Genomic DNA, 13,175 nt, shown 5'->3' on the forward strand with positions numbered 1-13,175 from the left:
GGATGTGTCGAAAACGATTCGACGGCCGTCGCGTGACGGCTCCGATCCCATCCGACTCCCGGAGGCAATGGATGTCGACGACACGAAGGCATGTGGTGGCGACGGCGGCGGTGACCCTGACGGGCGCCCTGCTGCTGGCCTCCTGCGGCAGCTCGGACAGCGGTGCGCCGGACGGCAAGACGCTGAGACTGTGGCACTACGAAGGGCCGGACAGCGCGATGGGCGTGGCCTGGAACGAGGCCATCAAGGAGTTCGAGCGGACCCACCCGGGCGTCAAGGTGAAGTTCGAGGAGAAGGGCTTCGAACAGATCCAGAAGACCGCGCCGATGGTCCTGAACTCGAACGACGCGCCCGACCTCATGGAGTACAACAAGGGCAACGCGACCGCCGGGCTGCTCTCCAAGCAGGGGCTTCTCACCGACCTGACCGCCGAGGCGGCCAAGCGCGGCTGGGACAAGAAGCTCAGCGCGGGGGTGCGCACCACCAGCCGGTACGACGCCAACGGGGTCATGGGTTCCGGCAAGTGGTACGGGGTGCCCAACTACGCCGAGTACACGATGGTGTTCTACAACAAGGACCTCTTCAAGAAGTACGGCGTCGCGGAGCCCACCAGCCTCGACCAGCTCACCGCGGCCATGGACACGTTCGTGTCGAAGGGCATCACCCCGCTGGCCAACGCGGGCGCCGAGTACGTGGCCCAGCAGTACCTGTACCAGCTCGCCCTCTCCAAGGCCGACCGCTCGTGGGTCGACAAGTACGAGCTCTACAAGGGGAAGACGGACTTCCACGACGCCGCCTGGACGTACGCCGCCACCACCTTCGCCGACTGGGTGAAGAAGGGCTACATCGGCAAGAAGTCCACCTCGCTCAAGGCCGAGGACGCGGGCGTCTCCTTCATCCAGGGCAAGAGCCCGATCCTGTTCAGCGGCAGCTGGTGGTACGGGCGCTTCCAGACGGAGAACAAGTTCGACTGGGGCACCTTCCTCTGGCCGGGCAGCGACCTCACCCTCGGCTCCGGCGGCAACCTCTGGGTCGTCCCCAAGGGAGCCAGGAACAAGGACCTCGCCTACGACTTCATCGACATCACCATGTCGAAGAAGATCCAGAACCTGCTCGGCAACAAGGGCGGGGTCCCGGTGGGCGCCGACACCGCCGCCATCACCGACCCGAAGGCGAAGACCCTGATCGCCGACTTCAACACCCTCTCCGGCAAGGACGGTCTGGCCTTCTACCCGGACTGGCCGGTCGCCGGCTTCTACGACGTCCTCGTCTCCGAGACCCAGAAGCTGATCACGGGGAGCGAGAAACCGGACGCCTATCTGAGCGCGCTGCAGACGGCGTACGACAAGGGCGCGCCGAAGACATGACGGCCACCGCCGAACGGGGCGGCGAGGTGGTCCGGCGGCACCGCAGCCGTACGGGCCGCCCGCGCCGCCCCCGCTCCTCCTACGCCCTCTTCCTGCTCCCCGGCGTCCTCGCCTTCCTCGCGGTGATCGTCGTCCCGTTCCTGATGAACACCGGTGTGAGCTTCACCGACTGGCAGGGCGTCGGCTCGCCGAAGTGGTCGGGGCTCGCCAACTACCGCGAGCTGTTGGACGACTCCGAGTTCTGGGCGTCCTTCCGGCACAGCCTCTTCATGGTCGTCGCGATGGCCGCCGTACCGACGGTCCTCGGGCTCGTGCTGGCCGCCGCCCTCTTCGACTTCGTCGGCAAGCACTTCGGCACGAAGACCGCCGCCGTCCTGCGCGCCTGCTTCTACCTCCCCCAGGTCCTGCCCATCGCCGTCGCCGGCATCGTCTGGAGCTGGATCCTCGCCCCCGACAACGGCTCCCTGAACGCGCTTCTGAGGGCGGTGGGTCTCGGCTCGCTCCAGCGGGACTGGCTCGGTGACCCCGACCTCGCGCTCTACAGCGTCATGGGCGTGATGGTGTGGGTCCAGATCGGCTTCCCGCTGGTCGTCTTCATGGCGGGACTGCAACGCGTCGACCCGCAGCTGTACGAGGCGGCGGAGCTGGACGGCGCGGGCTGGTGGCGCCGGTTCGGGCACATCACGCTGCCGCAGATCCGCCCGGAGATCTACGTCGTCCTCCTCTGGTGCACGATCGCCGCGCTCAAGGTGTTCGGCGCGGTGTACGTCCTCACCAAGGGCGGCCCCGGCGGCGCGACCGACGTGCCGTCCTACTTCTCCTTCGCCACCTTCTTCGAGAAGACCCAGGTCGGCTACGGCGCCGCGATCTCCACCGTGCTGACCGTGATCATCCTCGTCCTCGCCGTGGTCGGCCTGAAGCTCCAGACCCGTGCCGAGGACGCCGAGGAAGGACTCCGCGCATGACCGCCCTACGCCGGTACCCCGTCCTCGTGGCCCTGGTCGTCGCGGCCCTCTTCATGGTGCTGCCGTTCGGCATCGTCGCGGTCAACGCGGTCAAGTCCCCCACCGAGTACTCGTCGAACGGACCCCTCAGCCTGCCCCACGGCCTCTACCTCGACGGCATCGAGGACTTCTGGCAGCGCGTCGACTACGGCCAGAAGCTGGTCAACTCGGTCCTGATCTCCGGCTCGGTGGCGATCGGCGCCGCCGTGCTGTCCGTCCTGAACGCGTACGCGATCGGCATCGGCCGCATCAGGGGCCGCACCTGGGTCCTCGCCTTCTTCGTGCTGGCGAACATGCTGCCGCAGGAGGCGCTGGTCTACCCGGTCTACTACCTGAGCAAGCAGGCGGGCCTCTACGACACCCGGCTCAGCGTGATCATCGTGTTCACCGTCGTCCAGGCGGCCTTCGGCACGTATCTCCTGTCCTCCGTCCTCGGGCAGTTCCCGCGCGAGATCATCGAGGCCGCCCGGATCGACGGGGCGAACAAGTGGCAGGTGCTGTGGCGGATCGTGGTCCCCGTCAGCCGTCCCACCATCGGCGTCCTCCTGGTCTTCTTCTTCATCTGGACCTGGAACGAGTTCCTGCTGCCGCTGGTCATGCTGATCTCCAACGACAACCAGACGGTGTCGGTGGCGCTCGGTGTCCTCCAGGGCCAGCGCCTGATGGACGCGACCATGACCAACGCGGCGGCCCTCCTCGGCGTGCTCCCCGCGATCGTCTTCTTCCTCGTCTTCCAGCGGACGCTGACCCGCGGCATCGCCGTGGGCGCGGTCAAGTAAGGGGTGTGGGCGTGAAGTTCACCGACGGCTACTGGCTGCTGCGCGAAGGCGTCAGCGCGGCCCATCCGGTCGAGGTCCTCGATGTGAGCGCGTCCGGCGGGACCCTGGAGATCCACGCGCCGACCCAGCCCATCCGCCACCGCGGCGACCTGCTGAAGGGACCGGTCGTGACGATCAGCGCGCACGCGCCGATGCCGGACGTCATCGGCGTCACGTTCACGCACTTCCAGGGGGAGGAACCGCGCGGTCCCCGCTTCGAACTCCACCGGAGCGGTTTCTCCCCCGTCGTGGAACACGACGACGAGCACGCGACGCTCACCGCGGGCGCCCTGTCCGTCCGGGTCTCCCGCACCACCCCCTGGCACGTGGACTTCCTCGCCGACGGCCGCGTCCTCACCACCAGCGGCCCCAAGGGCATGGGCATCATGCGGGACGCGGCCGGCGCCCACTACCTGCGCGAGCAGCTGAACCTCGGCGTCGGCACCCAGGTCTACGGCCTCGGCGAGCGCTTCGGCCCGCTCGTCAAGAACGGCCAGGTGGTGGACATGTGGAACGCCGACGGCGGCACCGCCACCGAACAGGCGTACAAGAACGTGCCGTTCTATCTGACGGACGCGGGCTACGGCGTCTTCGTCGACCACCCGGGCCGGGTCTCCTTCGAGGTCGGCTCGGAGGCGGTGTCGCGGGTCCAGTTCAGCGCCGAGACACAGCAGTTGACGTACTACGTGATCCACGGGCCGAGTCCGAAGGACATCCTGCGCAAGTACACGCGGCTCACCGGCCGTCCGGCCCTCCCGCCCGCCTGGTCCTTCGGCCTGTGGCTGTCGACGTCCTTCACCACCTCCTACGACGAGGCCACCGTCACCTCCTTCATCGACGGCATGCGCGACCGTGAACTCCCCTTCTCCGTCTTCCACTTCGACTGCTTCTGGATGCGCGAGTTCAACTGGTGCGACTTCGAGTGGGACCCGCGCGTGTTCCCCGACCCGGCGGCCATGCTGACCCGCCTGAAGGACAAGGGCCTGCACATCTGCGTGTGGATCAACCCCTACATCGCGCAGCGCTCCCCGCTCTTCGCCGAGGGAAAGTCCTTGGGCCATCTGCTCAGGAGGCCCGACGGCAGTGTGTGGCAATGGGACCTGTGGCAGCCGGGCATGGCGCTGGTCGACTTCACCAGCCCCGCCGCCCGCGACTGGTACGCCGCCAAACTGGAGGCACTGCTCGACCAGGGCGTCGACTGCTTCAAGACCGACTTCGGCGAGCGGGTCCCGGTCGACGTGGCGTACGCCGACGGCGCCGACCCGGAACGCATGCACAACTACTACACCTACCTCTACAACCGCACCGTCTTCGAGGTGCTGCGCAAGCACCGGGGCGAGGCGGAGGCCGTCGTCTTCGCCCGCTCGGCGACGGCCGGGAGCCAGCAGTTCCCGGTGCACTGGGGCGGCGACTGCGAGGCGACGTACGCGTCGATGGCCGAGTCGCTGCGCGGCGGGCTGAGCCTCGGCATGTCGGGGTTCGGTTTCTGGAGCCACGACATCGGCGGCTTCGAGGGAACGCCCCCACCGGCCCTCTTCAAACGGTGGATCGCCTTTGGTCTCCTCTCCTCCCACAGCCGGCTGCACGGCTCGTCCTCCTACCGGGTGCCGTGGCTGTTCGACGAGGAGGCCGTGGACGTGCTGCGGCTGTTCACCCGGCTGAAGCTCCGTCTCATGCCCTATCTGTACGAGGCCGCCCGCGCCGCGCAGGCCGAGGGGGTGCCGATGATGCGGGCGATGGTGCTGGAGTTCCCGGACGATCCGGCGTGCGCGCATCTGGAGCGGCAGTACATGCTCGGCCCCGACCTGCTGGTCGCGCCCGTCTTCAACGACGAGGGAGACGTCTCCTACTACGTTCCGGACGGCACCTGGACCCACCTCCTCACGGGGCGGACCGTGACCGGTCCGCGCTGGGTGCGCGAACACCACGGCTTCCTGAGCGTGCCCCTGCTGGTGCGGCCGGGCGCGGTGATCCCGGTGGGCGCCGTGGACGACCGGCCCGACTACGTCCACGCCGACGGGGTCACCCTGCGCGCGTACGGCCTGGAGCGCGGCGCCCGGGTGACGGTGCCGGTGGGCGGCGTGACGTTCACCGTGGTCCGCGAGGGGAACACCCTGCGGGCCGCGTCCAGTGATCCGGCGGCGCCGTGGGGGCTGGCGGCGGGCGGCCGCGAGGCGCGGGCGAAGGCGGGGACGGGCTTCCTGTCCCTGGACCTGGAACCCGACCCGCAGCCGGAGTCAGAGTCGGACCCGGAGTCGGAGTCGGAGTCGGAGTCGGAGTCGGAGTGATGGTGAAGATCACCGATGTGGCGCGGCACGCCGGGGTCTCCCCCAGCACCGTCTCCTACGCCCTCAGCGGCAAGCGCCCCATCTCCGAGGAGACCCGGCAGCGTGTCGAGGCCAGCATCCGCCGGCTGGGCTACCGTCCGCACGCCGGGGCGCGCGCCCTCGCGAGCAACCGGTCCAACGTCCTCGCGCTGGTGGTGCCGTTGAGGGCGGGCATCCACGTGCCGGTGGTGATGCAGTTCGCGGTGTCGGTGGTGACGGCGGCACGCCGGCACGATCACGACGTCCTGCTGCTGACACAGGAGGAGGGCGAGGAGGGGCTGCGGCGGGTCGCGGACACCGCGCTGGTGGACGCCCTGATCGTGATGGACGTGCAGTTGCACGACCCAAGGCTGCCGCTGCTGCGCGCCCTGGACCGGCCCTCCGTGCTCATCGGGTTCCCCTCCCGGCCCGCCGGGCTCACCTGCATCGACCTGGACTTCAAGGCGGCGGGTGAGCTCTGCGTCGAACGGCTGGCGGGGCTCGGGCACCGGGTCGTGGCGCTGGTCGGATCGCCCCCCGAGGTGTACGTGCGGGGGACGGCGTTCGCCCAGCGCGTGGTGGAGGGCTTCACCACCGCCGCCGACCGGGGCGGACTCGTGTCCTCCGTCCACCCCTGCGACTCCTCGCCCGCCGCCGCGCGCCGGGTCGCCGAACAGCTCCTGCGCGAACAGCCGGCGCTCACCGGCGTCGTCGTCCACAACGAACCGGTCCTGGAACCGCTGATCGACGCCTTCGAGCAGCTCGGTCTGCGCGTCCCCGCCGACCTCTCCGTCACCGCGATCTGCCCGGACGAGCTCGCCGGGAACGTCCGCGTCCCCGTCACCTCCGTCGCCCTCCCGTCCACCGAGGTGGGCACTCGGGCGGTGGAACTGCTGATGAGGAAACTGGGGGGCACCGACGTCCCCGAGGCCACGCTCCTGACGCCCCGGCTGACGGAACGCGCGAGCACCGCACCGCGCACGCCGGCCCCTTGAGGAACCGTGCCCCCGTCCACCGGGCACCGAGGCGCATCAGCGAGCCTCGATCAACCGGGCCGACGCCGCGACGCCGATTCTCCGCCGGACGGCGCGCGCCCGACGGTCACGCCGAGATGGCCTGCCCGCCGCCTTCCGCGTCCTCCCCGGCTTCCGCGCAGGCGACGGCCAGGTCATCGAGCGACAGGTGCAGGGCGTGGGCCAGGGCTGCCACCGTGAAGAAGGCCGGGGTCGGGGCCCGGCCGGTCTCGATCTTGCGGAGGGTCTCTGCGGACACGCCGGCCGCAGCCGCGACGTCGACCATGCTGCGGTCACCGCGGGCCTCGCGGAGCAGCGACCCGAACCGCTCTCCACGTTGCCGCTCTTGCGGGCTCAACGGAACTCTCACCATGCCCGTGATACTAATACCGGTATAAGTATTGGGCGACATCGCGTGGCAGGGAGCAGGACACATGGTGGAGATCAAGACCGACACGGCACTGGAGATGATGCGCGAGGCCGGACGCGTCGTGGCCCACGCGCTCGCGGCCGCACGTGCGGCGGCAGCCGTGGGAGTCCGCCCGCGCGAGCTCGACGAAGCCGCCCGCGCCGTTCTCACCGAGGCCGGGGCACGCTCGCCGTTCCTCGGCTACCAGCCCTCCTTCGCCCCTCTTCCCTTCCCCGCCGTGATCTGCGCGTCCGTCAACGACGCCGTCGCGCACGGCATCCCGGGCGACCACCGCCTGCGCGACGGCGATCTGGTCAGCGTCGACTGCGGAGCCGAACTCGACGGCTGGACCGGCGACGCCGCGATCAGCTTCACCGTCGGCACCCCCCGCCCCGCCGACCTCGAACTCATCGCCGCCACCCAGCAGGCCCTGGACGCCGGCATCGCCGCCGCCACCGTCGGCCATCGCATCGGAGACATCTCCCATGCCATCAGCACGGTCGCCCGCAAGGCCGCCTGCGGCATGCCGGCCGACTTCGGCGGCCACGGCATCGGCCGCCAGATGCACGAGGACCCCCACGTCCCCAACCACGGACGACCCGGCCGCGGCTTCCCCCTGCGCCACGGCCTCACCCTCGCCATCGAACCCATGCTCATGGCCGGAGGACACAACGCGTACCACACCGACCCCGACGGATGGACCCTGCGCACGATCGACGGCAGCCGAGCCGCCCACATCGAACACACCATCGCCATCACCGAGGATGGTCCCCGTATCCTCACCCTTCCCTGACCTCGAACCCGCTCCCACCCGGCTCCGGCGGAACCTCCAGAAGTCCCGCACTCGAACTCACCGGACCACTACCAGGAACCGGCCGCCGGTCATGACAAAGGCCCCGTCGCCCGAAAGCGACGGGGCCTTTGCCCACATGGGATGTGGAGGTCCAGGGGACCTCCTGATCGTGGAGATGGCGGGAATCGAACCCGCGTCCACCGGTGCAGAATCAGGGCTTCTCCGTGTGCAGTTCGCTGCGATTTTCTCGGCCCCGGTGATCACGCGAACAAGTCGCCGACGGGCCCAGTCACTGTTTGATTTCCCATCGAACCCCGTGACCGGGCTCGATGGTTTAGTTCCCTAGATTATGCCAGGGTCCGGGTCGGGAACACCCCCGGGCTGACACCCATTAAGGGTCCTTCACTCACTGCTTATTAGGCAGCGAGGGCGAAGGACTGGGAATCGCTCTTGGAATTGGCGATTATTGGTTGCGACATATGGTTAACGAGATCATTGTCGCTTCCTCGACACGCTTCCCCTGCTTCGACATCCGCTGTCGAAACCGATCATCCCCATGTTGTTTTTTCAAGCCCCTCCGAAGAGGGTCGCGCACCCGCTGTGGGATGCAGATGCCATCCTACGTGACCGACGCACGTCGGTGCCACCGTATTCCCCGTGGCTACCGCCTCGCGGCCGGCGCCTCGTGGCTACTCGCCACGCTGCTTCCGTTTCGCCGCCGCGATCGCGCGGTCGGACTCCCGGCGGTCCTGCTTCTCGCGCAGGGTCTGCCGCTTGTCGTACTCCTTCTTACCGCGGGCGAGCGCGATCTCGGCCTTGGCCCGGCCGTCCTTGAAGTACAGGGCGAGGGGCACGATCGTGTGACCCGTCTCCTCCGACTTCGACGCCAGCTTGTCGATCTCCTCGCGGTGCAGGAGCAGCTTCCGCTTGCGGCGCACCGTGTGGTTGGTCCACGTGCCCTGGCTGTACTCGGGAATGTGGGCGTTGTGCAGCCACGCCTCGTTCCCGTCGATCTGGACGAAGCCGTCGGTCAGCGAGGCGCGACCCTGACGCAGCGACTTCACCTCGGTGCCGGTGAGCACGAGGCCGGCCTCGTAGGTGTCGATGATCGCGTAGTCGTGCCGTGCCTTCTTGTTCTGCGCGACGATCTTGCGCTTGCCGTCCTTGGCCTTCGCGGCCCCTCCGCCCTGCTTGGGCTGGGACTCCTTCGGTACGTACATTCCCTTGCTCATAGTGCTGACCATTTTCGCACTACAGGGGGGCCCGGGGGAAAGCCGATTACAGGGGCGCCCGGCGGTGACGACTACGAAGGGTCGCCGAGACCGCCGAGCACGGTCTCGGCGCGCTCCAGGGCGCCCGCGTCGGCCTCCAGGTCGGGGGTGATGCCCCGTCCGTCGACGCCGTGCCCGGAGGGCGTGCGGTAGTGCCCGACGGTCAGCTCGGCGACGGAGCCGCCGGGGAGGGCGCTCGGCATCTGGACCGAGCCCTTGCCGAAGGTCCTGGTTCCCACCACGACCGCGCGGCCACGGTCCTGAAGGGCGCCGGTGAGCAGTTCGGCGGCGCTCATCGTGCCACCGTCGACGAGCGCGACCAGGGGTCTGGTGGTGTCGCCGCCGGGCGCGGCGTGCAGGGCGCGCTGGTCACCGTTGACGTCGTACGTGGCGACGAGGCCGCCGTCGAGGAAGGCGGAGGCCGTCGTGACGGCCTCGGTGACCAGTCCGCCGGAGTTGCCACGCAGGTCGAGGACGATCCCGGCCTGCCGGGGGGCCTGCTCGACGGCGGTGCGCACGGCGTCGCCCGCGCCCTTGGTGAAGGCGGCGACCTTGATCACGGTGGCACCGCCGGGGAGCTTGCGCACGGTCACGGAGTCCGTGGACAGCCTGGCCCGGCGCAGGGTCTCGCTCCACGCGCGCGTGCCGCGCTCCAGACCGAGGCGGACCTTCGTACCGGCGGCCGCGTCGTCCGCGTCCCCGCGCAGTAAGGAGACCACCTCGGTGACGGGCCTGCCGTCGACGTCCTCGCCGTCGACGCTGCGCAGCCGGTCGCCCACCCGGATCCCGGCGGCCGCCGCGGGTGATGCGCCCTGCACCCGGGTCACCTCGATCCGGCCGTCACGCTCGCGCCGGGCCCACAGCCCGACACCGGTGTACTGGCCGTCGAGGGCCTCCTCGAACTCCTCGTAGTCGCCCTGGGAGTAGACCGCGCCCCAGCGGTCGCCGCTGCGGCTGACGGCCCGCTCGGCCGCCTCCATGGGCGACTTGCCGTCGGCCATCGCCTCGGCCGCCGCCGCGGCGACGTCCTTGTGGTGGGCGGCCGGCGTCGAACGCGTCGACGGGAGCGGGGATTTCCGGTCGGGGTCGCCGAACGACCCGGTCGCCGCCCCGGCGACCAGAACGCTCGCGAAAACCAATGTCAGGGCAGCCCCGCGGCCGACGCGGCGGGGCTGGCAGAACAGGTCACGACCTGACATGGCGGTGAGTCTAGGACAACGCGAGGGGCCGTACCGCCGGTTGGCAGTACGGCCCCCTTGGCATGCGTCACACCTTCAGGTACTTGCGCAACGCGAAGAACGCGGCAAGCGCGGGCATCAGCAGGCTCGTCGCCAGGATGAGCGGCAGCTTGGTGAGCACCGCGTCCCAGCCGATGAAGTTGATCAGGTTCAGCTTCTCGGACAGGGCCAGACCGTGATCGATGATGAAGTACCGCGCGACCACCAGGAATCCGCAGGCGACACCGCCGCCAATGAGTCCGGCGACCGCGGCCTCCATGATGAACGGCGCCTGGATGTAGAACCCGGAAGCGCCGACCAGGCGCATGATCCCGGTCTCCCTGCGCCGGCTGAACGCCGAGACGCGCACCGTGTTGACGATCAGCATCAGGGCGACGACGAGCATCATCGCCATCACCGCGCGCGCGGCCCAGTTCATGCCGTTGAGCAGCCCGAAGAGGTTGTCCAGGATGCCCTTCTGGTCCTGCACGGACTGCACGCCGTCACGCCCGTCGAAGGCGGTCGCGATGACCTGGTACTTCTCCGGGTCCTTGAGCTTGATGCGGTACGACTCCTGCATCTGGTCCGGCGTCAGGGAACTGGCCAGTGGGGAGTCGCCGAACTGCTCCTTGTAGTGCTTGTAGGCGTCGTCCGCGGACTCGTACGTCACCTTCTGGACGACGGTCATCTTGCCGAGGTCGCTCTCGATCTGCTTCTTCTGCTCGGCGGTCACCGCCCCCTTGGCACAGTGGGGGTCGGACTCCGCGTCGCTCTTGTTGCAGAGGAAGACCGAGACGTTGACCTTGTCGTACCAGTAGCCCTTCATGGTGCTCACCTGGTCGCTCATCAGGAGCGAACCGCCGAACAGGGCGAGGGAGAGGGCGACCGAGACGACGACCGCGAAGGTCATCGTCAGATTGCGACGGAGACCGACACCGATCTCCGACAGAACGAACTGGGCGCGCATGGCGTCTGGTAAGCCTTTCCGTGGACCGTCGTCAGTGCTGGTAGCCGTAGACGCCGCGCGCCTGGTCGCGGACGAGACGACCCTTCTCCAGCTCGATGACGCGCTTGCGCATCTGGTCCACGATGTTCTGGTCGTGCGTCGCCATCACCACAGTCGTGCCCGTCCGGTTGATGCGGTCGAGCAGCTTCATGATGCCGACGGAGGTCTGCGGGTCGAGGTTGCCGGTCGGCTCGTCCGCGATGAGGAGCTTGGGCCGGTTCACGAAGGCTCTCGCGATGGCCACACGCTGCTGCTCACCACCGGACAGCTCACCGGGCCTGCGGTCCTCCTTGCCGCCGAGCCCGACGAGGTCGAGCACCTGGGGCACGGACTTGCGGATCTCGCCGCGGGACTTGCCGATGACCTCCTGGGCGAAGGCCACGTTCTCGGCGACCGTCTTGTTCGGCAGCAGCCGGAAGTCCTGGAAGACGGTCCCCAGCTGGCGCCGCATCTGCGGCACCTTCCAGTTGGAGATGCGCGCGAGGTCCTTGCCCAGGACGTGCACCTGACCGTGGCTGCACCGCTCCTCGCGGAGGATCAGCCGCAGGAAGGTGGACTTGCCGGAGCCGGAGGACCCCACGAGGAACACGAACTCACCACGCTCGACCTCCAGGGAGACGTCCCTGAGAGCGGGGTGGGTCTGCTTGGGGTAGACCTTGGAGACATTGTCGAATCGGATCACGGATGCACCACGGGTCGCCGGGGGTAGGTGTGCGTGACCATACGCGAACCGGGTGTGGGTCCGCAGTCGGCGTCCAGGGTTGCGCGACGCTTGCACGTTTTGTCACGGATCTGACGGGCTGGAAAGCGTCCGGACGGGGCAGGATAAGGCGAGCCGCGCCGAATTCCGCGGAACCTGGCACAGTGGAAGGGGAACGGTTGCGTTCCCCGCGGCGTTATGTTCGCGGAGGACGGCGCAAGGAGGGCAAGCGCATGACGTACGACCGATTGGTGTGCGCGAACTGCGCGGCGCCCGTCAGTGAGGGTCGCTGCCCGGTCTGCCGCGCGAACCGGGAGCGGCTGCAGCAGGAGAGCCCCTTCGCCGGGCTGAACCCGATGGCGCTGATAGCGCTGCTGGCCGTGCTCATCGCGGCGGTGGCGCTGCTGGCCCACCAGACGGTGTAGGACCCGCGAGAGGCCACCCAGGGCGTACGGACAGCTACCCAGGGCGTACGGGAAGAGCCCGGAGCAGCTCGCTCCGGGCCCTTTTCGCATCGTCACGCGAAGATGGTGTCGCGTATCACACCGGCCCGTGTCAGGCAGCGGCGCCGCGGCCGCTCATGAGGCGCGGCAGCAGGCGGAAGCCGATACCGCCGGCGATCATCGTGGCGGCGCCGACCAGCAGGAACGTGGTCTCGGCGGCACCCGTCTCGGCCAGCTCGCCGCTCTTGCCCTGGGCGGAGGTGTCCGAGCCGGTGTCGGTCAGACCGGAGGAGCCCTTGCCCTGCTCGACGGGCTTGGAGCCACCGTCGGGGTTGCTGTCGTTGCCGCCCGTACCGGCCCCGTCGGTCGGCTCGTCGGTCGGGTCGGTGGGCTCGGTCGGCTCCTCGGTCGGGTCCGTGGGCCCGTCGGTCGGCTCGGTGGTGGCCGGAGCGGACTCGGAGGGCGGCGGTGTGGTGGGCGGCTGGCTGGTCGGCGCCGAGTCACTGGGCGGCGGGCTGGTCGGGATGCCCGTGTCGCTCGCCGTCGGGGTCGGGCCGTCCAGCGTGACACCGACGTTGATGTCGAGGGCCGAAGCGGCACCCGCGGCGGTCAGCGAGGCACCGGCGGCGATCACCGCACAGGCGGCTATCCGCGCCGCGCGAATCCGCGTCTTCTTGGTCATCTGCTTGCTACCCCCAGTAGCTGATCGTCAATGGAGCAGCGCCCGGGGCCACGGCGTCACAGGGTGGCTTTGCTCGACCCCCCGGTTCACATGCGCCCCAGAGATACGCATGCCACTCGTCACCCTTCCCAGTTTTCAAAGCAGCG

13 protein-coding genes and 1 other RNA gene are annotated in these 13,175 nt (G+C 69.1%); 7 read left to right on the forward strand and 7 right to left on the reverse strand.

The genetic code is table 11. The features are described from left to right. Positions 1-71: 71 nt before the first annotated feature. The 5 genes from ACFVTC_RS10440 to ACFVTC_RS10460 are packed head-to-tail and all read left to right on the forward strand — an operon-like array spanning position 72 to position 6,490. A complete protein-coding gene (locus tag ACFVTC_RS10440; protein WP_390126090.1) occupies positions 72-1,367 on the forward strand; it encodes an ABC transporter substrate-binding protein in 1,296 nt (431 codons plus the stop codon). Then, a complete protein-coding gene (locus tag ACFVTC_RS10445) occupies positions 1,364-2,332 on the forward strand; it encodes a carbohydrate ABC transporter permease (protein ID WP_390126092.1) in 969 nt (322 codons plus the stop codon). The genes ACFVTC_RS10440 and ACFVTC_RS10445 overlap by 4 nt, the downstream gene beginning before the upstream one ends. After that, positions 2,329-3,150 carry a carbohydrate ABC transporter permease gene (locus ACFVTC_RS10450; protein ID WP_390126094.1) on the forward strand — a complete coding sequence of 274 codons (822 nt, stop codon included), beginning with the start codon at positions 2,329-2,331 and terminating at the stop codon, positions 3,148-3,150. Before ACFVTC_RS10445 ends, ACFVTC_RS10450 begins: the two co-directional genes overlap by 4 nt. An 11-nt stretch (positions 3,151-3,161) precedes the next feature. Next, entirely contained in the window at positions 3,162-5,477 is a 2,316-nt protein-coding gene (gene yicI, locus ACFVTC_RS10455; RefSeq protein WP_390126096.1) for an alpha-xylosidase, read from the forward strand. After that, positions 5,477-6,490 (forward strand): LacI family DNA-binding transcriptional regulator, encoded by a 1,014-nt coding sequence (locus ACFVTC_RS10460; RefSeq protein ID WP_390126098.1) that lies wholly within the window; start codon positions 5,477-5,479, stop codon positions 6,488-6,490. Before yicI ends, ACFVTC_RS10460 begins: the two co-directional genes overlap by 1 nt. Before the next feature lie 106 nt (positions 6,491-6,596). On the opposite strand, the gene ACFVTC_RS10465 is transcribed toward ACFVTC_RS10460, so the two are convergent. Further along, on the reverse strand, positions 6,597-6,881 hold the full coding sequence (locus tag ACFVTC_RS10465; protein WP_390126100.1) for a helix-turn-helix domain-containing protein: 285 nt from the start codon (positions 6,879-6,881) through the stop codon (positions 6,597-6,599). Positions 6,882-6,942: 61 nt separating this feature from the next. Here ACFVTC_RS10465 and map point away from each other — a divergent pair, with 61 nt between their 5' ends. Beyond that, complete coding sequence (gene map / locus ACFVTC_RS10470; protein WP_390126102.1) at positions 6,943-7,710, forward strand: type I methionyl aminopeptidase; 768 nt, start codon at positions 6,943-6,945, stop codon at positions 7,708-7,710. Between the two features lie 167 nt (positions 7,711-7,877). Here map and ssrA read toward each other — a convergent pair. The 5 genes from ssrA to ftsE form a co-directional block, all read right to left on the reverse strand. Continuing rightward, positions 7,878-8,266: a transfer-messenger RNA gene (gene ssrA / locus ACFVTC_RS10475) on the reverse strand. A 133-nt stretch (positions 8,267-8,399) separates the two neighbouring features. Next, a complete protein-coding gene (smpB, locus tag ACFVTC_RS10480) occupies positions 8,400-8,942 on the reverse strand; it encodes an SsrA-binding protein SmpB (protein WP_054229635.1) in 543 nt (180 codons plus the stop codon). Positions 8,943-9,013: 71 nt separating this feature from the next. Further along, complete coding sequence (locus ACFVTC_RS10485) at positions 9,014-10,180, reverse strand: S41 family peptidase (protein ID WP_390126104.1); 1,167 nt, start codon at positions 10,178-10,180, stop codon at positions 9,014-9,016. Positions 10,181-10,247: 67 nt separating this feature from the next. Then, positions 10,248-11,165, reverse strand: coding sequence for a permease-like cell division protein FtsX (gene ftsX / locus ACFVTC_RS10490; RefSeq protein ID WP_390126106.1), 918 nt, complete (start codon positions 11,163-11,165; stop codon positions 10,248-10,250). 31 nt (positions 11,166-11,196) lie between these two features. Beyond that, complete coding sequence (gene ftsE / locus ACFVTC_RS10495) at positions 11,197-11,886, reverse strand: cell division ATP-binding protein FtsE (protein ID WP_148008662.1); 690 nt, start codon at positions 11,884-11,886, stop codon at positions 11,197-11,199. Positions 11,887-12,137: 251 nt separating this feature from the next. Between ftsE and ACFVTC_RS10500 the strand changes: the two genes are divergently transcribed. Continuing rightward, on the forward strand, positions 12,138-12,329 hold the full coding sequence (locus ACFVTC_RS10500; protein ID WP_095854342.1) for a hypothetical protein: 192 nt from the start codon (positions 12,138-12,140) through the stop codon (positions 12,327-12,329). Between the two features lie 130 nt (positions 12,330-12,459). Here ACFVTC_RS10500 and ACFVTC_RS10505 read toward each other — a convergent pair whose 3' ends face one another. Further along, a complete protein-coding gene (locus tag ACFVTC_RS10505) occupies positions 12,460-13,029 on the reverse strand; it encodes a hypothetical protein (RefSeq protein ID WP_390126108.1) in 570 nt (189 codons plus the stop codon). Positions 13,030-13,175 lie beyond the last annotated feature (146 nt).

This window comes from Streptomyces sp. NPDC057950, assembly GCF_042887295.1.
GTDB classification, from domain to species: domain Bacteria; phylum Actinomycetota; class Actinomycetes; order Streptomycetales; family Streptomycetaceae; genus Streptomyces; species Streptomyces kaempferi.

Bases quoted from the DNA above. Each gene is read 5' to 3' on its own strand.
- ACFVTC_RS10465 (WP_390126100.1), bottom strand. From the start codon at position 6,881: ATGGTGAGAGTTCCGTTGAGCCCGCAAGAGCGGCAACGTGGAGAGCGG.
- map (WP_390126102.1), top strand. From the start codon at position 6,943: ATGGTGGAGATCAAGACCGACACGGCACTGGAGATGATGCGCGAGGCC.
- ACFVTC_RS10505 (WP_390126108.1), bottom strand. From the start codon at position 13,029: ATGACCAAGAAGACGCGGATTCGCGCGGCGCGGATAGCCGCCTGTGCG.
- ACFVTC_RS10445 (WP_390126092.1), top strand. From the start codon at position 1,364: ATGACGGCCACCGCCGAACGGGGCGGCGAGGTGGTCCGGCGGCACCGC.
- ACFVTC_RS10485 (WP_390126104.1), bottom strand. From the start codon at position 10,180: ATGTCAGGTCGTGACCTGTTCTGCCAGCCCCGCCGCGTCGGCCGCGGG.
- ACFVTC_RS10450 (WP_390126094.1), top strand. From the start codon at position 2,329: ATGACCGCCCTACGCCGGTACCCCGTCCTCGTGGCCCTGGTCGTCGCG.
- ftsX (WP_390126106.1), bottom strand. From the start codon at position 11,165: ATGCGCGCCCAGTTCGTTCTGTCGGAGATCGGTGTCGGTCTCCGTCGC.
- ACFVTC_RS10460 (WP_390126098.1), top strand. From the start codon at position 5,477: ATGGTGAAGATCACCGATGTGGCGCGGCACGCCGGGGTCTCCCCCAGC.
- ACFVTC_RS10440 (WP_390126090.1), top strand. From the start codon at position 72: ATGTCGACGACACGAAGGCATGTGGTGGCGACGGCGGCGGTGACCCTG.
- ACFVTC_RS10500 (WP_095854342.1), top strand. From the start codon at position 12,138: ATGACGTACGACCGATTGGTGTGCGCGAACTGCGCGGCGCCCGTCAGT.
- smpB (WP_054229635.1), bottom strand. From the start codon at position 8,942: ATGAGCAAGGGAATGTACGTACCGAAGGAGTCCCAGCCCAAGCAGGGC.